The organism is Euzebyella saccharophila (assembly GCF_014855495.1).
Classification (GTDB): Bacteria; Bacteroidota; Bacteroidia; order Flavobacteriales; family Flavobacteriaceae; genus Euzebyella; species Euzebyella saccharophila.
On sequence record NZ_JACYFJ010000002.1, the window covers coordinates 645,337 to 667,422 of the forward strand.

Sequence of the window (22,086 nt, forward strand, 5' to 3'; positions counted from 1 at the left end):
TTATAAAATTACGTATATATACGTAGTTTTTAATTCGTAAAAATTGAACGATTATTTATGGGTACCGAAAAATATTACAAGAAATACAAAGAAATATTCATTTTGAAGGAGTTAGCAGCCTAAAACTTACAGGTGGAAGGTTTAATACAAAATTTCCGCTCTTCACATTTGTACTAAAGTTGCTATCCAGAACATCTTTTATCACAACAGTTCCTAAGGCCGTATATACTGTTTTTAATTCAGTTCGTACAATTCCAAGATTAAAGGCTACCACTACACTATTATTTTTAAACTCCCTGGCAAAAACCAAAACTTCCTTACTCAATTCAATTAGAATAAAATTACCATGGACCAGAGAAGGAAATTTTTTTATTAAAGTGATCAACTGTTTAATGGTGTGGAAAATTTCAGGATATTTTGATTCCTCCCACCTTTTAGAATAAGTAATGGCAGGCCTTAATTCTGCATCGTTAAATCCCTGCCTAGTACCCGCATACCCAAATTCACTACCGTAATAAATAGAAGGTACACCGGGAAGGGTAAAAAGTAAGGCGTACAATAGAGGTAAATGCTGTTTATTGACTAGGCTACTAAACGCCCTATTAACATCGTGATTATCTACAAACGTGTACAACTGTACATTTCTATACTTACCATGTGGACCAAATTGTCTTTGTAGTAAAGGACCCAAAAGGTTAAAATCGTGCTTATTAAAACATTCGTACAAAGGCGAATGCAATTCATAATTGGTTACCGAGTCCAACATTTTATCATTCGCCCAGGTTAAATAATTACCTGATACCGTCTCTCCCAGTAACCAGAATTCTGGATGTAAGGTTTTAGTAAAAGTTAAAAGTTCTTTTAGGAATGGTATGTCAAGAATATCTGCCGTATCCAGACGTAAACCGTCAATATTAAAAAAGTGAATCCAAAATCTTACCGCTTCCAAAAGATGTACTCTTACTTCTGGGTTTTCAAGATTTAATTCTACCAATTGATAATGGCCTTGCCAACCGGAATACGAAAATCCATCTGAAAACAGCCCTTCTTTAGAAAAATCAACGTTTTTAAACCAATCCTTATATCTTGAATTATTTTTATTCTTAAGCAAATCCTTAAAGGCCCAGAACTCCCTTCCCACATGATTGAAAACCGCATCCAACACTACAACAATTCCTTTAGAATGCGCCACATCTATTAATTCCCTTAAAAGTTTATTGGAGCCTAATCGCCGATCAACACGAAAAAAATCTACGGTATCATATCCATGGGATACACTTTCAAATACAGGTCCCAAATAAAGCGCATCACAACCCAAATCCAACATATGGTCAAGCCATACCTTTAATTTTGAAATTTTTGAGGTAGGCTCAAAATCGAAAGAATTGCTTTCCGGTGTACCCAAAAGACCTAAAGGATATATCTGATAAAAAATTCGGTTGAACATCTACTTGCCGTTGGTATTCTAAATTTAATCAATGCACGTCTTAAAAGAAATGAAACTATCAAATTAGAATAAAAGATTGTAGAAAAAACGAAGTGTTAAAAAATAACAATTAGTATAAGAATTAGTGCATTTCATCCGTTATTTAAGTAATTCATCCTATATTCAAGCCCTATAACCCAAAAGTCAATCCACTAGCCCCATGCGTACATTTAAAGTACTTGCCATTTTCGCCCTACTTACCCTCACATTGTTTTTGGCCACTTCTGGCATTAAAAGCGAAGAACCAATAGAAACGAACCCTTCCTCCGAAATTGTTTTGGAAAATGAAAATGAGCCTTTGTCCAAAATCGACCTAAGGGAATACAATTCCAATAAAGAGGAATTACAAAAGGCCTTGAGCCATTATTTTGATAGGGCAATCAAAAATGGAGATATTGTAGGGGCGGGAGTAAGTATCGTGCAAGGGGATAGCATTATCGTTTCAAATGGATTTGGCAAGAGGAATGTAAACTACAACGATAAAGTAGATGGGGAAACCGTCTTTAGATTAGGTTCCTTAAGTAAGGGATTTGCAGGTGTACTTGCGGCCAACCTTAAAAATGACGGCTATTTAAATTGGAGAGATCGCGTAATTGACTATTTGCCACAATTTAAGTTGGGGGATGACAGCAATACTTCTGAAATCACTTTAGCAAACATCATGAGCCATACCTCAGGTACTCCCTATCACAGTTTCACCAATTTGGTAGAAGCCAACCTACCATTGGAAACGATTGCGGAACGATTTAAGGAAGTGGCCCCTATTAGCAAGCCAGGCGCCATGTATAGCTATCAAAACGCCATTTTTGCCTTGTGCGGAGAAATAATGAAAAAAGCCACGGGGGACGAAATTTCCACTTCCCTACAAAACAGGTTCTTCACCCCATTGGGAATGTGCAGCACCTCCATGGACCATAAGACCTTGAACAAAACAATCAATGTAGCGCTGCCACACTCTAAATGGCGTAGCGGTTATAAAACCCTACAACTTACCAACAAATATTACAATGCCATTGCCGCTGGAGGCATTAATGCAAGTGCCCACGATATGGGGAGATGGATGCGTTTTCTTTTGGGACACAACCCTGAGATAATGAAAAAAGAAGCGCTAGAGGAAGCCTTTACCCCATTTATTGAAATTTCGGGAAGTCATAAATATTATCACAAATGGCCCGGACATCAAAAGTCCTATTATGGATTTGGGTGGAGAATTCACAAGTTTGTAGAGAAGGGCTCCTCGGTTGAAAAAACTATTTGGCATCATGGCGGTAGTGTAAACAATTACAGAAACGAAATAGCCATGTACCCAGAAAAGGACCTTGGCATCTGTGTGCTATTGAACAGTAATTCTAAAATATCTAAAACGGTAATTCCTGACCTTTATGAGCTAGTAAAACAGGTTTATGACAAAGACGTAGAGATGCCAGCACAGAAGATGTAAGTTCATTATTCTCATGCTCTTCCCCCTATAAATTGATTTTACCTACTCTTTCAAATAGAGCATTTCAACATTTTCAAATCGTTCATTCTCACCTTCTAAAATTTCTATATTTTGGTTCTTACTTCTAATTACCGAATTCTTGATTACGAAATCCTTTACGTCTCGCAATAAAATAGTATGACCGGAAGTAATGTCTAAATTTTCCATTACAACATTGGTCAATGGTACTTCTGGAATACATTTTGCCCTGATAAAATGTTCTTGGGTAGTAATTTCAACATCCCTAAAAAAAAGATTTCTATATACCGGGGTAAGATCGGTTATAGGGCGCTTTGGCAAACGGTCTGCCAATTCCCCTACATAGGTTCGGCTTCCCAAAAGATCCCATTCCAAGGCATGCCTCTTAATATTCATTTTCACCCTTTCATAATATATATTTTCCACTCCCCCACCTCTAGGTCTTCTAGTCTTGAATCTAAAACCGCGGTCTGTTCCATCAAATATGCAATCATGCAAATAAACATTACGTATCCATCCAGCGGTTTCGCTTCCAGTTGTTATTGCCCCATGTCCCGCTTCTGAGATACAATACCTTACTACAATATTTTCTGTAGGCCTATCTACCCTTATGCCATCTTTGTCCCTACCGGATTTCATAGTAAAACAATCATCGCCATTATTCAGGGTGGCATACTCAATAAGAACGTTCCTAGAAGACTCAATGTCAATACCATCCCCAGTGGGAATACCTACGGAGTTTACAGTAATTCCCCTAATAATCACTCCATCGCAATAAATAGGCGTTACGTTCCAGGTTACACTGTTCTCAATGTTTATGCCCTCAATAAGTATATTTTTACTCTCCACCAGGCAAATGGATTTAGGTTTGTAAAAAAACCTTCCTTTGTGCCCATCATACACCCTTTCCTTAACCGGTGCATCTTGATCAATGGCATTTTCCACAACTCCTTTTGGACCTGGCGCACTTCTAACCGGTGCATCCCCAGGAGGACCAATAATTTTCCCTTTACCGGTTAGGGCTATATTTTCTGCTTTATAGGCATATATAAAACCTCCGCTAGACATTACCTCTATGCCTTCTACCCTTGTAAAGACCGCTGGGAGAAAATCCTCAATTTCCCCTCCAACATGCAGTTCGGCACCTTCTTTAAGATCTAGATTAATATTGCTTTTAAGTTCTAATCGCGAAGTATGCCAAATCCCGGAGGGCACTACTACGGTACCTCCTCCTCGCTTGGAAGTGCGATCAATAGCCTTCTGTATTATTTTAGGGACTTTTCTCCCGGTCTAGCCCCCAAATCATTTATATTAACACTATATGCAGGAAAAACCGGCTTCTTTAATTGAGGCATCTCAAAAGGGGCTTTTATGGGCGCAATTTTGTTTGGTAGGGCATGCGCTCCAACCTGCTCCTTGGTTAAAAAATCTTTCCCCGAAGAGGGTGTTGTAAACTGAGCCCACCCACCAAGGGTCGTGAGCGTAAAAATTAAGATTGCAAAAATTCTGTTCATAATCTATTAGTAGTTTTAGCTGAAGTTTTTCTGTTCTATTTTGGCGTAACGGTAACTATTACGCGTTTGTACCTACTAAGCCGTGGACTTCCCTTGTCCGTTACTTTTACGATAAAATGGACGGTCTCCTTCTTTTTAACCTTTGGTGCCGTAAAGTAAGCTTGGTGGGCGTTTTCCGCTCCATTAACGGGAATCACATTTTTGTAGGTACCCGCTTCTAAATAATGGAACCAAAGAAAACTGAGATTGTCACCATCCGGGTCCATGCTATCAAAAGCATCCAGGGTAAAATTCTCCCCCGATTTTACAGTTATTTCATCTGCATGTGTCAATTTGGGAACGGGTGGATGGTTGGCCCCTTCATAGGTCTTTATTGTCCAATCCATTCTAGCGGCAAAATCATTTTGAAAATCGTCACGCCAGCGCCATAGCGTTTCTTTATATCCCTTAAAACTGATGGAGTCCTGTGTTACGGACCTACCGTATTCATTCGGTATATAGCCATTTAAACTATCCACAGCATTGGTCCAAATAGGTCTGGTCTCCGGCTCAATTGTTACTATGGAGCTACCTTTTTTGGAGGGGTCAAATTCCGGTAAATCCAACTCATAACGACCGCCCCAACCGCCCCATTCGGGATGTTCGGGAACATTTAGTCCGTTGGGTAAGATTCCCAAAAAAGCTGGAGTATCCCCTTCCATGCCCCAGGCTACATCGGGGTAGGCTGCTCCCAATGGCCCATGGCCTTGTTGAATGTTTTCCGCCAACCAAGTATTGCCAATAGTGCTATTGTCTATGCCCTTAATGTAAGAGTTGATGCCCGTCCACGTAGCACTACTATAATGATCACCAGGAGAAACTATATAAAAAAGGTCAGGAAAATTGTTCCGAATCCAAATACCACTATCATCTTGATCGGAAATGGTGTAAACCCTAAGTTTAGCAACCATTTTTTTCAATTCCTTGGGCGATTTTGTTTCCCTCAGCGTGTACAAGGACTGCGCCAAGGTGTTTACCCCTCCCCAAACAGAAATCCACAAAGGTCTAGAATCTTCCTTCTCCAATTCTGAAATGATCCAATTAGAGCCTTCTGAATCCTTACCTTTGCCTACCCCCTTCATACCATATACTGGCAAGCCACTTTTTACGATTGAAAGAAGTTGGTTTTCAGTAGGGTAACCTTTTTGGTGTTTTAGCAAATTGCCATGCACTTTTCCATACGCGCTTAAGACCTTTTTAATGGATACTGGGTGAACGGAAGAAGTGAGCCAACACGAAGTAGTAGCCACCAAACCCATAATATCCAGTTCATTGGAGTACAGCAACAATCTAACCAAGGATTGGGTGTCATCCGGATCAGCTTCTATATCCGTTAGAACAACCACCCTTTCTTTTGTTATCGATTGTGCAAAAAGAGGCGCAACAGCAAATAAGAATAAGGCAAACAGAAACGTTCTCATATTAAATGGTACATTTTGGCATTCATGCAAGATAAAAAATCCTTGTTTTAAAAGGATATAACATTGGCCGAAGTTAATTTCTATAATTTTTACTTTTTAAAAACCGAAATTTATGTCGGATCAAAACCAAAGCACCCAAATCAACACGGCGGAAGACCAATTAATCAACGCCTGCTTCAAGGGATACGGTAAAGTTGCCCATGATTTACTGCTTAGCGGGGTGTCTCCTAATTGCCAGGGCATTATAAAAACGACCCCATTGAACGCAGCGGTTACCCATCGGCATTTTCCAGTGATAGATCTTTTGCTAGATTTTGGGGCCGATATCAATTTTGAATCATCAGAAATTCTTTCTTTTTCCCGGACACCGCTTGCTATTGCCTGTCATAATGGGGACAAGGAAATGGCCGAATTCCTATTGCAACGTGGAGCACAAATTGATTTAATGAGTGGAATTTATGGTAATCCGCTTCATGCCGCCATTGAATCCAACAACTTGTTACTGCTTAGGTTTATATTGGAAATGAATGCAAACGTTGAAGCAAAAATTGGAGTTTATTTAGACACGCCTATCTGTGCTGCGGCCAGATCGGGTAATAAGGAAGCTATTAAATTATTGGTGCAATTTGGAGCAAAAACCAAACCTCTTAGAAAAATGGAAAGACATCAGCTTTCCCCATCAATAGTCAGGTTTTTGAAAAGTGAAAAATACCTTTAATAGACCTAAACCAAATTGTATTTCTGTGCCTTTTTAGATAGGTCAATAAGGTTTTTCACATCCATCTTCCGCATAAGATTAAACCTATGGGTTTCTACCGTTCTTTTGCTATTCTGAAGTTTTTCGGAAATCTGCTTATTGGTTAGTCCGGACAGTACCAATTCAAGAATCTGCAATTCCTTATTGGTCAAATCAAAAGGATTATCCCCCCCCTTTGGCTTGGATACTTGCTCAACAATTTCCTTCGAGGGCTTCAAAAGATTGTTTACCAGCACATTGGAAATATCACCACTGTAATAGGTTCCACCTTCCCTAACGGTATGAATGGCTTTAATGAACTCTACTTTGCCCGTATCCTTTAAAAGGTATCCTTTGGCACCGGCATTTACCGATTTTAAAATGTATTCTTCGGAATCATGCATGGAAAGAATGATACACTTAACACTAGATTTTCTTTTCTTAAGCTCATTAACCGCCTCAATCCCCGTCATATTTGGCATCCTGATGTCAATAATCAAAATCTCAGGATTTTTATCCTCCACTAACTGCAAGGCTTCAAGGCCATCATCTCCCTCACCTATAACTTCTAAATCAGATTCGCTCTCTAGCAAAGCTTTTATCCCATCTCTTACTAAAGAGTGGTCATCAACCAAAACGATACTTGTAGTATTGCTCAAAACATGCGTATTAATACGTACAAATATAGTTGAATTTTAATTTTTACAAATTACCTCATTTTGGCACTATTGAAAATGAATGAACCGCCATAACCCAGAGGTTACAACGGCTCAATCGAAGCATCCTATAAATAACTAATCCTTAGCCGTATTTAAAAATTTTGGTTTGATGATCAGCATGGCCCAAGCCCAGTTTTGGCTACTTGCCGCCATATCCTCGGCAACTCCTTTCAATTCGTACATACCGCTAGCGGCAAACATATGAGAGTAGCCTATTTTAAGGGCATAACCATTAAAAGCCTGCGAATAGACCAAATCAACTTCAATGCCTAAATTGCCTTCACCACTAGGCAAATCTTGTTCCCCGGCAAACTTTAATATTTTTAAGAGTAAACTTGATTTTTCCCCCATTTTTAAATTAGCACTGGCATGTATATCAAAAAGACCTACAGAGTTTGCGTGGTTGCCCACGTAGAAATAATCCATGAAGCCATTAAATTTGTGATTGGTTCCATAAAGCGGAAAAAAAGCTTCGGTCTCACCGCTAGTATCGGCCTTGTTACCACTTATAAGCTCTGTACCGACACCCAATCCTATTTTATTGGAAACCTTATAAGTTATATCCAGCCCTAACAAATAGGCCCCGCTTACTTTTGCCTCATTTTGCCTTTCGCCAGTCTGTAAAAAGGCATTTAAAGCCGCACCAAATTTTCCTGAACTATAATTTAAATGAGTACCCAAGGTCTTTAGATTGCTCACTCCATCGGCTACTTGGACATCACCCTCTGTTGTAAAATTTTGAAATCCGTTGTTAAGCAATAAAAGGCTACCTGAAAAACTATCCCACTTCTGCTTTAAATAGAGGTACTGCATGGTTTTATAGGAAAAAAATCCTGTAGTATTGTATGTCGTTCCCACGGATTGAAAACCAGCCGGGTTACTAAAATCTTGATTAAACGCTAGACCTAAATCAAGCATAAATCTGTCTTTGTTATAGCTGATAAGGGCAGCGTCGTGATTGCGGCCTTGCTGAGCCCAGTCAAGTCCCCCAAAAATTCGTTGGTCATCATACGAAATTACCTGTCGTCCTAATTTTGTGGAAAAACCCTTTCCCAGATTCAATTTTGCCCAAGCCTGAAAAACAGCAAAGGAATTATTTTGATCATAGGGTAAAATTTGCCTGTTCTCCCCCCAGACCATTACATCTTGAAGACTTAAATAAAATTCGTACGAACTAAATTTATAACCCGCGTTCAATCGGGTTCGCGTCGAGATAGCATAGCCAGGGTCCGCCGCATCTGGAATGATGGAACCAAAGCCATTGCGATATTCGGTGCGGGGCCTAAATTCTCCATCTAAAATAAATTGAGCATTTGCCGTTTGAAAAACCAAGAAGGACAATAAAATATATATTCTGTATTTCATATAAAACAGATTTTACAATAAAGAGTAACCAATTTTCTAGATAAGGTCTTGGGTAGATAAGATTTAATTGCCTCCAGAGAGGGCAAGTTCTCGCTCCATTTCTTCAGCTACCGCCTTTTCATCTGCCATAGAGAATTTTATAGCCAATGTGGTAAGTGCAGTAATTACAACAAATAAACCTATAACAAAATATCCACCGGAAACCGCACCAGCTGCTGCAACAGATTGGGCCGCTTTCATTGCTTCTTCACCTAAATGTGAATTGGCTTCCAAGGCATTAGTCTCTGCCATGGCAGACTTTAACTTTAGAAATAGGGCTGCCAAAAAAGCACCAACATTACCTCCTGCTCCTACAATTCCAGAAATAGACCCAATAGCTTTTTTATTGATGAATGGCACTACAGAAAAAGTTGCTCCCTCGGCCATTTGAACGGTAAGACTAAAAGCAATTAAGAATACAAGACCAATGGTTAAACTTGTTGCCATTGAAAAGATAGAAAGCATTAAACCTTCCGCAGCTAGAATAATGGTTAAGAAAATTACCCTACCTCTTAGTCCTTTTAACTTTCCAAAACGATCCCCGAAAAAGCCACCAAGGGTTCGTGCAAAAATATTCATAAGGGCAAAGGATAGAACAATATTTCCCGCCATGGACCTTGTTAAGCCAAAGGTATTTTGAAGATAATCATCCATAGTTCCATAAACGGTAAGCTCCATACCAAAACAAGCCGCATAAACAATAAACAAAATCCATACTCTATAGTCTTTCAACACACTTAAAAAACTCTCCTCGTCTTTTTTTAATACAGGCATTTGACCAGATTTTCTCAAATCCGCAAAATTACCTTCAGGTGTATCTTTTGTAAAAAAATAATAAACCAATCCCATAAGCATGGCAATAACACCGGCAACAACCATGGAGTACCTCCAAGCTATTTCATCCGCTACCCCAAAACTTACTACGGCAGCTGCTATTAGAGGCATACCAAGCCGGTTGGCTCCTCCCCCTAAATTTCCCCACCCAGCAGAAGTGGCATTTGCCGTACCCACAATATTTGGAGCGAACATTATAGATGTATGAAATTGCGTGATAACAAATGATGCCCCAATAAAACCTATAAATAATCTACAAATTAAAAACTGCAAGGGTGTTTGAACAAACCCGATTAAGATTACCGGTATAGCTCCAATTATCAGCAAAAATGTATAACAAAGCCTTGGTCCGAACTTGTCGCATAATTTACCAATCAATAATCTAGCGAAAACAGTGCCCGTAACCGCCAAAATAATAGAGTTCCACTTTTGCGCTGGTGTAAGACCCAGATCCCTCACTACATCTGGCATAAAGGGAACAATCCCGAACCAAGCGAAAAAACAGATAAAAAAGGCAATTGAGGTTATCCAAAAGGTTCTAATAGGCAAACTACCTACATTAGTAAGTTTTAATGAAGTAGCTTTTTTTGATGCTTGTGTTTCCATAGTCCATATTTTAAATTGTGATACTTAGTTATGGACAAACATACGTTTATAATTACGTACTTATACGTAGTTATGTAAAAAATGATTGATTTAGTACGTATTTTTACGAGAATGAAGATATGCGTAGTAGAAATTTGAAATATTCAAAATATGTACGTTGGTAATATTAGGAATATGATAAAGGGAAAGTTTTTTAAACGTTGAATCTTACGAGTTTAGAACCATAGAAAAGAAACTTCTATATATAAGGTATACTAAAATGCCGAGAAAAGCATTCTTTGCACTTCCTCGTTGAAATATAGAGGATGCTTCGCTACTACATCTCCAATTACTATAATTCCGGGTCTCTCATAATCAATGGCAGGAAGTTTTACAGAAAATGAAGACAACGTACCTAAAAAACATTCCTCATTGGCTTTCGTACCGTTTTGAATAATTGCTACTGGCGTTGAAGAATCCCTATATTCACGGACCTTAGATACTATTTCTGCAGCTTTTCTAATTCCCATTAAAATGACTAAAGTGGCGGAAGAACGAGCGGCATGTTGCAAATCTTCTGAGAAGTTACCGTCTCTTTTTGTGGCGGTCATAACCCAAAAACTGCTGCTCAAACCTCTTGAGGTCATGGGAATACCTTGACTTGAAGGTACCGCTATGGCACTGCTTACCCCAGGAACAACCGTTACGGGAATACCAAAAGACTCTGCATAATCGATTTCTTCACAGGCCCTACCAAACACAAAAGGATCCCCTCCTTTTAGGCGGACTACATGACCAAATTCCAAAGCCATTTTTACAATCATTTCATTTATCTGTTCTTGAGTGCGACTGTGGGTGCCGCATCTTTTACCTACGTATATTACTTTAGATTTTACGTCTACCAATTGCAATAGCTCTTCGTCAATAAGAGCGTCATACAAAACCACATCTGCATCCTTCAAAGCCTTCAAACCCCTTACAGTAATAAGGTCTGACGCACCGGGACCAGCGCCCACCAAAGTAACTTTTGGTTCTATCACAAATTCCATAATACTTATTTTAATTAGGTAGGATTGTCAATTTCTCAACAAAACTACGTAATTATTTTCATAAAAACAGACATAAAATACGTATTAATACGTAATATTGCTAAGTAGTTTAAAATCGAAGCGAAATGAAAACAATAATTGTTGTCGGTAACGGCATGGTAGGCTATAAGTTTTGTGAGAAATTCGTGGCCCATGAAAAAAGTGAAAACTTCAAGCTTGTTGTTTTTGGCGAAGAACCAAGACCAGCTTATGACCGCGTACATTTAAGTGAATATTTTGAGAGCCAAGACGCCAAAGCGCTTGAAATGGCCCCGAAAGAATGGTACTTAGAAAATCAAATAGAATTGGTGACTTCTGAACGCGTACTCGATATCAATCGCGATTCAAAAACCATTTCTACATCAAAAGACCGCATCTTCAGTTATGACTACTTGGTTCTTGCTACGGGTTCATCCCCTTTCGTACCTCCAATAAAAGGAGTAGAAAAAAAGGGTGTTTTTGTCTATAGAACCATAGAAGATTTAGAAGGGATGTTGGCGTATGCCGCAGACCTTAAGAAAACAAAACCCAATGCAAAGGCTGCTGTTTTGGGCGGTGGCCTGCTCGGACTCGAAGCCGGTAAGGCGGTGTTGGATATGGGCTTAGAACCCCATATCGTAGAGTTCGCCCCAAAACTAATGCCCAGGCAACTGGATTCTAGAAGTAGTAATGTGCTACAATTAAAATTGGAGTCCATCGGGTTGAACATCCACTTAAGTAAGGCCACCAATCAAATTTTAGGAAATGGCTCGATCGAGGGTATGGAGTTTGGCGAAGATGACCTGCTATATGTCGACATGCTCATCATATCTGCAGGTATTAGACCTAGAGACGAACTTGCGAAAACCTGCGGTTTAGAAGTCGGTGTGCGTGGCGGAATCGTCGTTAACAATAAAATGCAAACCGCTGATGAACATATCTATGCCATTGGCGAGGTAGCATTATTGAATCAAATGATTTACGGACTGGTTGCCCCTGGTTATGACATGGCCGATGTGGCCGTCAAACAGATTTTAGGCGAAGCCGAATCCGATATGCCCACTGATATTGATATGTCTACCAAACTAAAGCTGATTGGCATTGATGTGGCCAGTTTTGGAGAGCCCTTTATGCCTGCTTCCAAAGGCCATTCCATTATATATGAAGACAAAACCAAATTTCTTTACAAACGTATTAATGTTAGCCATGACCGTAAAAAGCTTTTAGGTGGTATTTTGGTGGGAGATGCTTCCGATTACAATATGCTTCACCAAGTATATATGAACGGAATGCCTATTCCCGAAGAACCCGCACAATTGATTTTACCGAGTTCTGATGGTGCCACTGCCTTTGGCAATGTCATGGATTTACCGGACGAAGCCCAAGTATGTTCCTGTGAAAGTGTCACCAAGGGACAAATTTGTGGGGTGATCGAAAACGGGGAAGCCAAAGATTTGGCCGATGTGGTCTCCTGTACCAAAGCAGGAACCGGTTGTGGGGGCTGTAAGCCCATGGTAAAAGATATTACCGAAGCTAGTTTGAAGTCGCTGGGTATAGAAGTAAAAGACTCCATCTGCGAGCACTTCGATTATAACCGACAAGATTTGTACAAAATCATTCAGGTAAAAGGCTATACTACTTTTAATGAAGTGCTCGACAACCACGGTAATGGTGGCCATGGTTGCGAATTGTGCAAACCTGTAGTGGCTTCCTTAATGGCAAGTATTCATGCGGATACGGCCAATAAGGAATATGCTATTCAAGATTCAAATGATCGGTTTTTGGCCAATATTCAGCGTAATGGTACTTATTCAGTAGTGCCAAGGGTTCCTGGAGGAGAAATTACACCCGATAAATTGATTGCCCTGGGTGAAATCGCCAAAAAATATGACCTGTACACGAAAATAACCGGTGGGGTACGTGTCGATTTGTTCGGAGCAACCTTAAAACAATTGCCTCTTATCTGGAAAGATCTGATAGCCCACGGTTTTGAAAGTGGCCATGCCTATGGTAAATCTTTACGTACGGTAAAAACCTGTGTAGGTTCCACTTGGTGCCGCTATGGTATGGACGAAAGCGTCAGCTTTGGGATTGAATTGGAAAACCGGTACAGAGGTATTCGAGCGCCACATAAAATAAAAGGCGGGGTTTCAGGCTGTATTCGAGAATGTGCAGAAGCCCGTGGTAAGGATTTCGGACTGATTGCCGTTGAGGGAGGATGGAACCTTTACGTAGGTGGTAACGGAGGGGCAAATCCCCGACATGCCGAACTCTTTGCGGAACAAATAGATAACGAAACCGTCATTAAATATTTAGACCGCTACTTGATGCTCTACATGCGTACGGCCAAGCCTTTACAACGTACAGCGGCCTGGCAAGAGCGATTGGAAGGGGGAATTGACTATTTAAAGGAAGTTGTTATTGATGACAAATTAGGCATCGCCAAAGATTTGGAAGAAGAAATGCAGACTTTGGTCAACAAATTTGAATGTGAGTGGACCCAAGCGGTCAACGACCCTGAAATGATGAAACGTTTTAACCACTTTGTGAACAGCAAAGAAGAAGATGACAACCTGGTTTTTGTTCCCATGAGAGAGCAGAAAATGCCAGAACCTTGGAAATAATCAATGCAAAAATGCTAGAGATGATTGCAACAACCAAAAAATACGAAACTGTAAAAACAGAAGAAGTGACCGTATGGTTCAAAGCGGCCTCGGTGAACGATTTCCCGAAAGATGGAGGTGCCTGTGTCAAATATAAAGACCTGCAAATAGCCGTTTTCAACTTTACACGTTTGAATAAGTGGTACGCCACCCAAAACCTATCCCCAGAAAAACAAGAAATGGTGCTAAGCAGAGGAATGATCGGTGACCATAAAGGTATACCGATGGTAGCCTGCCCCTTGCACAAACGTATTTTTTCGCTAGAGGACGGCAGTAACCTCAACGGGGATTTAGAACCGATGGCCACCTACCCTGTAAAGATAATTGATGGGTTTGTTCACATTGGTTTTGCCCATTAATTTAAAGGAAACAGCAACGAATTGGAGTTGACATCTTAATAAAAAGGAAACGGAAATTACTATCTTTCCTAAAAATTACATTGTATGCCTACCTCCGAGAAATTAGCGGAAGCCTTTAAAAGGTTTGACGAAGCCAATAGCAAAGACCCAAATACCGAAGAATATAAGGGAAAAACATATCCTAAGGAAGTATTGTACGCCCAGAGGATGACGCAAAAACTGGACGATTTTGAACCCAATGCCTCCGATGCCCTTAGATTAACGGCCCGTTGCCAGCATATTCGTCGGTGGGAAATACCGCGAGATAGCTATGAAATGAACCGTGTAGGGTATTTGAAATGGCGACAAGATTTAAAGAAATTCCATGCCAAGGCGGCTGCTGAAATTTTGGAACAAGTAGGGTACGACCAAGCGACCATTGATAAAGTAGCATTTCTTTTAGAAAAGAAACAACTCAAAAAAAATGAAGACACCCAAACGTTGGAAGATGTTATTTGCCTCGTTTTTTTGGAATATTATTTTGAATACTTCAGTGAGGAGCATCCGGAAGAAAAAATAATAGATATTCTTCAGAAAACATGGAGAAAAATGTCTCCTAAGGGGCATGAAGCTGCTTTAAAATTGCCTTTGTCCCCTACTTCCCTTCAGCTCATAACAAAAGCGCTGGAGGAATAAGTACGGTCTAAAATAGTTGGTTTATAAAAAAGAGTCCAAAATATAGGCAGTCTTTAGATAATGCAACCTTTTTACGCATTCGCAAATGGTATTTATTGGCATTTGCAGGCATTGCTTTGACCATCATCATTGCCCAAATCTTAATACAATCTCATCTTAATTCCCAATTAAGTGACTCAAGAATTATAAATGTTGCCGGTTTTCAGAGGGCCTACAGTCAGAAATTGACCAAGGAAGTATTACTTATCAAAGATTTGTTCCCAGAAAAGAATATTGACCACGTAGTTCAGAAGATGAAAGAGACACTGGACTCTTGGAAAAGTAGACATGTTGGACTTCAAATGGGCAGTGAGGAATTAACACTACCAAAGGAGACCAATGAAGGGGTGTTACAATTATTCAATCAAGTAGAGCCCTACCATACTGCAATGGTAACCGCAGCAGAAAAAATAGTTGAACTGCACCAACAAAAAAAACTATTAACCGATCAGTTGGCGGAGCTAACTACTACCATTCTCAAAAATGAGGACGGGTTTCTGCAAATAATGGACCACATTGTAAACGAGTATGACTCTAGAAGTAAAGAAAAACTTGAAAGCTTAAAACGAAAGGAGTACCTGCTTTTAATAATATCAATTCTCATTTTATTATTAGAAATTATTTTGATTTTTAGACCGCTATCCCTACAAATCAGAAAGACCATTTTTAACTTGATGGAAAGTAGGCTACAGTCAGAAAATCAGGCCAAGGAAACAGAACGGCTATTTTTGGAAAAGGAAAAATCGCTAAAAGACCTTCAAGAGCTCAACTTTGTAATTGACAATGCCTCACTTTTTGCGAGTGCCCGCCAGGATGGAAGTATTGTATTTATGAGCAAAAAATTTCTTCAGCTATTGGGCTTGGAAGCATCGGATTTAAAGAGGCCTTTGTCTGAGGTGCTAACAACAGAGGAGGGACAGCAGCAATATTTGAAGGAAATTTTAAAAAACAACAGAAAAAACTTCATTAGAACAGAGGAAATCAAAATTACTACGGAAAAAGGGAATGAATATTGGCTGGATGTTTCCATTGTTCCCATGCATCAATCCAGCCAACAGCAGAGCGTACTAATATTATGTTCAGATATTACAGAACGTAAAGAAAATGCATTGAAGGTAGAGCAGCTTACCCAGCAGAATTTTGAAGAAAGAATGCAACAAAAAAAGCTCCAGGCAAGTCAAATAGTTGAAGGCCAGGAAGAAGAACGCAAGCGCATTGCAAAAGATATTCATGATGGCATAGGCCAAATGCTTACGGCTTTAAGGTTCAATATAGAATCCATTGATGTAGGCAATCAAACAAAAACAGCGGAAAAAATTGAATACCTCAAAGCTCTTACTGCCGATCTTATTAAAGGGGTGCGTACCGCTACATTTAATTTAACACCTCCAGAACTTAGTGACCATGGTATTTTTCCGGCTTTGCATAAAATGACCAATGAGCTTTCCAAGCTAACGGGTAAAAATATCCTTTTCGAAAACAAAACAGAAGATTACATCCGTTTTGATTCCCTGGCCGAAACCAATATATATAGGGTAACCCAAGAAGCGGTAAACAATGCCATAAAGTATGCCGAGGCCAACTATATTTTGGTAACTATTGATTATAAAAATCAAATTTTAAGCGTGGTCATAGATGATGATGGTAAGGGTTTTAATACTGATATCATGAAGAGCTTACCCACCAATCAAAGCGAAGGTGGAATGGGTCTCTTTTTTATGAAAGAACGAATTAGCTATATTAACGGCAGGTTATTTATCCATTCAGAACCAGGAAAAGGAACACGTGTAACCATAAATTACAAAACAGAACAGAAAGAATTAGTGGTATGAAAATACGAATTAGGGGTAATTCCGTAAGGTTGAGGCTGACCAAAACGGAAGTGGAGAATTTTTGTGAAACGGGAGAATTTTCAGAGACTACACGTTTTAACACCCAAATATTTACCTATAAAATAGTTTCTAGGGAAGATATTAATTGTCTTAAGGCCGATTTTGTGGATAACACCATCATTATTTTCATTCCTAAAGAGCAAATTTTGAATTGGGACCAAGATGAACGGGTTGGTTTTAAGAATGAGTTTACGTTGAACGACGGTACCCTATTAAACCTTTTGGTTGAAAAAGATTTTGTTTGTTTGGATGAGAGGGATGAAGATGAGAGTGATAACTACCCCAATCCCCTATTGGCAAAAAAGTAAAGACATTCGAGAACATACATTTTGTAAGAAATCCCTTTAATATCAGCACTTACGGCATTTTTCTTTGACCGTTTCAATACTACCATTCGTCTACACTTAATTCCCATTCGTCTACAGTTGAACTTTTTTACGATCAAAATGTAGGTACTTTGGGGTTCACTTAATTATTAGCGCCATGAAAATACTTTTTATAGAAGATGATCAGGTAGAGACCATGAAAATGACAAGAACCCTTTCTAAGCTGCATTTAAACCATGAGCTTATAATGGCCGAGAATGGAGAAGATGCGTTAGATATTTTAAAAAATACATTAAGGCTTCCAGATTTAATCCTGCTGGATTTGAATATGCCACGGATGAACGGAAATGAATTCTTGGTTGCCATTAAGAAAGTACAGCATTTAAAAAATATACCCGTGGTAGTACTTACTACGTCTCAAAATAGAGATGACCTTTTGGAATGCTACAGTTCTGGAATTGCAGGGTACGTGACCAAGCCTCTTAAATATGAGGATTATGTTGAGAAAATGAGAAAAGTGTTTGCTTATTGGGAAGTAAACGATTTGATCAACGCATAAACGATAAAAATAGGTGGTTGCATCCGCTTGGGTGCAGTAGTTCATATTTTTGATTAATAGTTAGGTGAAAGAAGCCCCGCTGTATTGCGGGGCTTTTTAATGTTATGGTCTTGACAAAAATTAAAAAGATTGCCATGATTTAATAAGACTTTATTTACAAAAAACACAATTACTATAGGATTGTTTTCGTTACCTTAATAAGCTGAAAGACGAAAAAATGATGTATAAATCAGATTTTCTAAGTATTTTCATATTAAATTTTAAGCGGTAATATTCTGAAAATGAACTGTATAATAATCGATGACGAAGCCACAGCTAGAGCTATTGTTGCTCAGTTGTGTGCCAATTTTTCAGATTTAAATGTAGTAGAACAGTTTGAAAGCGCGGTTGAGGCCATAAAGTTTTTGAACCAACAACAAGTGGATGTCATTTTTCTGGATATTCATATGCCCGGGTTCACTGGTGTAGATTTTGTACAGACCTTAAAAAATCCACCGCATATTGTACTAACTACCTCCGATACAGAATTTGCAATTGAAGCATATGAATATGAAGCTATTGTAGATTATATTGTAAAACCAATAACACCGGAGCGCTTTGAAAAGTCCATTCAAAAATTAAAAAAAGTTGCTTCTCAGCCAGTGGCCAAAACTCCTGTTCCCAAATCAGAAAGTAATAATTCTTCCACCACAGATCTTTACATTAACATAGATAGAAGGCTAATCAAATTAAAATTCAATGAAATCCTGGTTGTAGAAGCAAAAGGGGACTATATTGAAATACGGTTGGAAAAGGATACCTATCGTGTACATACCACCTTGAAAAAAATAAAGGAAAAACTTCCTGATAGTAGCTTCCTGCAAATTCACCGTTCATATATAATCAACTTTAACAAAATTATAGACATTGAAGACAATAGTGTATTAATCGGAAAGAATGTTGTGCCCATTAGCCGATCCAATCGCCCGGAATTAATGCGCCGTCTTAATTTGGTTTAGTATACACTATTTTACTTTACTTACTTTAACTGCGTCGCCACGTAATTGCCATCTACCTACGGTAAACTACCATCCACCGCTTTTCAAGCATTTTTCTTCAGTATGAATTAGATATTTGTAGCTCCTAATCTTATTAGCTATGAATAAACTCTTACCGCTTTGCTTCCTTTCTTATGGAATCCAACTTTCAATTGCTCAAGAGTACCGATTTTTAGGTTCTTATACCCAAGGTGGTACCCCAGAATATTTTGATAAAAAAGATATGGTTTCCCCCGAATCCTTGAACATGATTGACGATGTGCTCCCTAAGAGGTATCGGGTACCTCAGTTAAGCCCACAATAGAATTTCCCAGGCTACGAAAATATGGTTATCATAGACGAGAACGCAAATGTTTGGGTAACATTCGTAGCCGAGGATGTGGGTAAAACCAATCGAAAAATCATACCACAGGTTCAGTACCGGACAAAAAAACATAGGTAGATTTCCTTCTTTATTTTGGGTTGAAGGAAATGAGAAGTCGAAAGGGCAATTGAGAGCTGGCGCACTCGGTTGTCCTTTTCCTATTAATAACTAGTTATAAGCACCCAAACCAACAAAATTCTTTACAGCCATTTTTTAGCCATTCGTCTACAGAAAATCGCCATCCAACTATTCTGCTCAATTGATTTTCATTTTACAGGGGATATTTGTTTCACGATGACCACAAATCATCCCATTAAAAGATTACCCGAGAACAAGAACTGATATGAAAATTAAGGAAACTTCCCCCGAAAGGTTGATTATAGGTAGTGTGCTTCTTGCCAATGGAGGCGCCTGCCTATACAACCTTCTTCTTGGATATACCATGGGGCCAGAATCGTATGCCAATAGAGTAACCCTAATAATTTTCTTGATATCGCTCATTTTTGGGGGAATGATATTTCAACTTGTAGGATCCAAGCTTGATTTTTTTGTTCCAGCCAAAAAAACTAGTGGTTTCGTATCATTGCCCTATAGCTGTAGGATTGGAATAATGGCCATACTTATGGTAAGTGTTCTTTTTTATTCCACAGATTTATTACATCATTTTCCCTCCAAACAAATGGGTGCTGTATTGGGAATAGGTTTAGCCATTCCCTTATGCATGGTAAAACGGATCATGCCCGGTAACATCTATCATTTTTTATTTGGTAAGGTAGAGGGTAGTTCAAAAGTGCATACCAAACAACTTATGTACCTGCTGGCATTATCAGCCGGCTACGAGTTTATACAAATACTAATAAAGAATGGTGACGTTCTAATGGTTTCCCATTATTTCAAGAACCAAGAAACCAATCAATATACGGCTTTAGTACTTGTAGGCAGGGTTATATACATCTTGGCTTGGGTGTTCATTTTAAAATTATCTATAGAAACATTGAGATATAATCAAGCCAAAAAAGCGACCCTTCCCTTACTAAGGAGACATCTGAAAATTTTGGGAGTCCTGTTGCTAAGTATAATTGCCATTTGTTACCTATTTCCTAATACTATTATTGGAGTACTATTTGACAACGATTATTTAGCTATTAGTGGCCTGCTATGGCAATATGCCACCGTAATTTCCCTGTTCATTATTGCCACCATGGTAACCTATCATTTTATGATTTTAAAAGATTACATACCTGCCCTTTTTATGACCGTAGTAGGATTATTTCAAATGCTATTATTTATGCTTTTTCACGACAGCCTGAGCATAGTGGTTCAACTTCAAATAATAGCCATGATAGCTCTTCTAATTGCACAGACACTATACATTCACACAAAAACAATGAAATAGTTCATAGGTAGATTACCCATTCATTTTGCCGGAAGCCACCTTTGGTTTCTGGTTTTTTTGTTTACCGATTCTAAGAGGCATAGGTTTTAAACTCGTTAAAAGGCTGTTAATCAAGATAAAATGGGTATACGCTGTAAAAATTATGTTTTTTAAAAAAGCTATTGAGCGGTTCCTTACTACCGTTTGGCTATACCTATTTGTCTTCTACCTTCTTCCCATAGCTATTTTTTACGCGCTTAAAGGAACTTTGCTTCAGTCATTTAGAATGACGTCCCAAAAATATGACCTATGAAACTTGCAATCGTAACCGCTTATCCACCAAGTGAAGCAGACCTGGCCTTTTACGGCCTTCAGTTGGTGAAGCATTTTAGGAATCACCCTAAAGTGGAAGAAATTTTATTGATAACCGACCGTAGCACCAATAAAAAAATTGAATTAAGTCCAGAAGGTAGTCCTGTTACCATTGAGCAATGCTGGAGTTATAATGGTTGGTCCAATTTCATAAAAGTAACCCAACACGTATTGAGATTTAAACCAGATGCCGTTTTTTTCAATCTGGGAAAGCACACTTTTGGAAACAAACAAATTCCTGCAGCAATGGGCTTTATGATTCCCCTGTTTAGCAGAATCACTGGTGTGGCTTCCATATCCTTAATACATAGCCTACCCCAACCTTTTAAAGCATACAAGGGGTATTTGCCCTCTTTAGGAAGGAATAAAAACAAAGAATATGGTCGTAACCTTAGCAAAATGATTTTAGCATCTGATATAGTGGCAACCAACACCAATAAAATGACCAAAATTTTAAGAGAAGACTTGAAAGCGAAGAATATAACTAAAATGCCCTACGGGAGTTTTGAAACGTTTAAAGAGCCAGATTATAGAATTGCTGGTAACAAGAAACAGATACTTGTTTTTGGAACATTTGGCACCCAGAAGAAACTGGAGGTCTTTTTAGAGGCCATACAGCGAATTAGGGCCAGAAACCTTGAATTAAACCTAGAAGTTGTGGTTGCAGGAAATGATTCTAAGGAAGTACCGGGGTACATGCGTCGTATAGAAGAAAACCATAAATATATGAAGCAACTAACCTTCTTGCATGACACCCATGAAACCCAATTTCCAAAACTTATAGAAGAAAGTGCTTTGGTAGTTTTACCCTATTCTCAAGATACCGAAAAACTAAAGGATATTCATATGACGGCAACGAAAGGAAAAGCCGTGGTACTACCCTATTTTGATGGTCTCAACGCTGCTGTGGAAGAAAGAAATTATCGTGCAGAAGTTTATACCCCAGATTGTCCTGAATCCCTTTCCGAAGCCATTGAAAATGTATTGGTATACAATTCCTACAGAATTCATTTAGGAATGGCAAATTTCAAGGCTGCCATTGCCAACCCCATTGAGGAGGTTATCGAGCAATATATTGAATATTTCGAGGCGATAAAGAGAGCAAAAATGGAAAATACCAAGGTGCTATTTCCTATGCCGGAAGAAATAAATGATAATTAA

At 38.9% G+C, this 22,086-nt stretch carries 20 protein-coding genes; 12 read left to right on the plus strand and 8 right to left on the minus strand.

The features are described from left to right. Positions 1-97: 97 nt before the first annotated feature. Positions 98-1,447, minus strand: a complete 1,350-nt coding sequence (locus IL355_RS09340) for an alpha-amylase family glycosyl hydrolase (RefSeq protein ID WP_192461892.1) — start codon at positions 1,445-1,447, stop codon at positions 98-100. Between the two features lie 199 nt (positions 1,448-1,646). On the opposite strand from IL355_RS09340, the gene IL355_RS09345 reads away from it, so the two are divergent. Next, positions 1,647-2,927 carry a serine hydrolase domain-containing protein gene (locus IL355_RS09345; protein WP_192461893.1) on the plus strand — a complete coding sequence of 427 codons (1,281 nt, stop codon included), beginning with the start codon at positions 1,647-1,649 and terminating at the stop codon, positions 2,925-2,927. 42 nt (positions 2,928-2,969) lie between these two features. Here IL355_RS09345 and IL355_RS09350 read toward each other — a convergent pair whose 3' ends face one another. The 3 genes from IL355_RS09350 to IL355_RS09360 are packed head-to-tail and all read right to left on the minus strand — an operon-like array spanning position 2,970 to position 5,919. After that, on the minus strand, positions 2,970-4,160 hold the full coding sequence (locus IL355_RS09350; protein ID WP_192461894.1) for a glycoside hydrolase family 28 protein: 1,191 nt from the start codon (positions 4,158-4,160) through the stop codon (positions 2,970-2,972). Between the two features lie 50 nt (positions 4,161-4,210). After that, on the minus strand, positions 4,211-4,459 hold the full coding sequence (locus IL355_RS09355; protein ID WP_192461895.1) for a hypothetical protein: 249 nt from the start codon (positions 4,457-4,459) through the stop codon (positions 4,211-4,213). A 35-nt stretch (positions 4,460-4,494) separates the two neighbouring features. After that, positions 4,495-5,919 carry a DUF1593 domain-containing protein gene (locus tag IL355_RS09360; protein ID WP_192461896.1) on the minus strand — a complete coding sequence of 475 codons (1,425 nt, stop codon included), beginning with the start codon at positions 5,917-5,919 and terminating at the stop codon, positions 4,495-4,497. A gap of 112 nt (positions 5,920-6,031) precedes the next feature. Between IL355_RS09360 and IL355_RS09365 the strand changes: the two genes are divergently transcribed. Then, on the plus strand, positions 6,032-6,637 hold the full coding sequence (locus IL355_RS09365) for an ankyrin repeat domain-containing protein (RefSeq protein ID WP_192461897.1): 606 nt from the start codon (positions 6,032-6,034) through the stop codon (positions 6,635-6,637). A 5-nt stretch (positions 6,638-6,642) separates the two neighbouring features. Here the strand turns inward: IL355_RS09365 and IL355_RS09370 are convergent, their stop codons facing one another. The 4 genes from IL355_RS09370 to cobA all read right to left on the minus strand — a co-directional run bounded on the left by IL355_RS09370 (position 6,643) and on the right by cobA (position 11,246). Continuing rightward, positions 6,643-7,314: a response regulator transcription factor gene (locus IL355_RS09370; RefSeq protein ID WP_192461898.1), complete on the minus strand. Its 672-nt coding sequence runs from the start codon at positions 7,312-7,314 to the stop codon at positions 6,643-6,645. 135 nt (positions 7,315-7,449) lie between these two features. After that, complete coding sequence (locus IL355_RS09375) at positions 7,450-8,739, minus strand: alginate export family protein (protein WP_192461899.1); 1,290 nt, start codon at positions 8,737-8,739, stop codon at positions 7,450-7,452. Between the two features lie 63 nt (positions 8,740-8,802). Beyond that, positions 8,803-10,218 carry an MFS transporter gene (locus tag IL355_RS09380; protein WP_192461900.1) on the minus strand — a complete coding sequence of 472 codons (1,416 nt, stop codon included), beginning with the start codon at positions 10,216-10,218 and terminating at the stop codon, positions 8,803-8,805. Between the two features lie 254 nt (positions 10,219-10,472). After that, the gene (gene cobA, locus IL355_RS09385) at positions 10,473-11,246 is read right to left on the minus strand and encodes a uroporphyrinogen-III C-methyltransferase (protein WP_192461901.1); all 774 of its coding nucleotides are present in this window, start codon (positions 11,244-11,246) and stop codon (positions 10,473-10,475) included. Positions 11,247-11,371: 125 nt separating this feature from the next. Here cobA and nirB point away from each other — a divergent pair, with 125 nt between their 5' ends. From nirB to IL355_RS09435, 10 genes are all read left to right on the plus strand, one after another. Continuing rightward, positions 11,372-13,888, plus strand: a complete 2,517-nt coding sequence (nirB, locus tag IL355_RS09390) for a nitrite reductase large subunit NirB (protein WP_192461902.1) — start codon at positions 11,372-11,374, stop codon at positions 13,886-13,888. A gap of 20 nt (positions 13,889-13,908) precedes the next feature. After that, on the plus strand, positions 13,909-14,286 hold the full coding sequence (gene nirD / locus IL355_RS09395) for a nitrite reductase small subunit NirD (RefSeq protein ID WP_192461903.1): 378 nt from the start codon (positions 13,909-13,911) through the stop codon (positions 14,284-14,286). 84 nt (positions 14,287-14,370) lie between these two features. Beyond that, a complete protein-coding gene (locus IL355_RS09400; RefSeq protein ID WP_192461904.1) occupies positions 14,371-14,961 on the plus strand; it encodes a DUF4202 domain-containing protein in 591 nt (196 codons plus the stop codon). A gap of 95 nt (positions 14,962-15,056) precedes the next feature. Beyond that, positions 15,057-16,832, plus strand: a complete 1,776-nt coding sequence (locus IL355_RS09405; protein ID WP_225621165.1) for an ATP-binding protein — start codon at positions 15,057-15,059, stop codon at positions 16,830-16,832. Next, positions 16,829-17,200, plus strand: a complete 372-nt coding sequence (locus IL355_RS09410; protein ID WP_192461905.1) for a DUF7009 family protein — start codon at positions 16,829-16,831, stop codon at positions 17,198-17,200. The genes IL355_RS09405 and IL355_RS09410 overlap by 4 nt, the downstream gene beginning before the upstream one ends. 175 nt (positions 17,201-17,375) lie before the next feature. Further along, positions 17,376-17,777 carry a response regulator gene (locus IL355_RS09415; protein WP_192461906.1) on the plus strand — a complete coding sequence of 134 codons (402 nt, stop codon included), beginning with the start codon at positions 17,376-17,378 and terminating at the stop codon, positions 17,775-17,777. A 281-nt stretch (positions 17,778-18,058) separates the two neighbouring features. After that, on the plus strand, positions 18,059-18,775 hold the full coding sequence (locus IL355_RS09420) for a LytR/AlgR family response regulator transcription factor (RefSeq protein WP_192461907.1): 717 nt from the start codon (positions 18,059-18,061) through the stop codon (positions 18,773-18,775). 139 nt (positions 18,776-18,914) lie between these two features. Continuing rightward, positions 18,915-19,118 carry a hypothetical protein gene (locus IL355_RS09425; protein WP_192461908.1) on the plus strand — a complete coding sequence of 68 codons (204 nt, stop codon included), beginning with the start codon at positions 18,915-18,917 and terminating at the stop codon, positions 19,116-19,118. 403 nt (positions 19,119-19,521) lie between these two features. Continuing rightward, positions 19,522-20,574, plus strand: coding sequence for an MATE family efflux transporter (locus tag IL355_RS09430; RefSeq protein ID WP_192461909.1), 1,053 nt, complete (start codon positions 19,522-19,524; stop codon positions 20,572-20,574). Between the two features lie 288 nt (positions 20,575-20,862). Beyond that, positions 20,863-22,086 (plus strand): glycosyltransferase, encoded by a 1,224-nt coding sequence (locus tag IL355_RS09435; RefSeq protein ID WP_192461910.1) that lies wholly within the window; start codon positions 20,863-20,865, stop codon positions 22,084-22,086.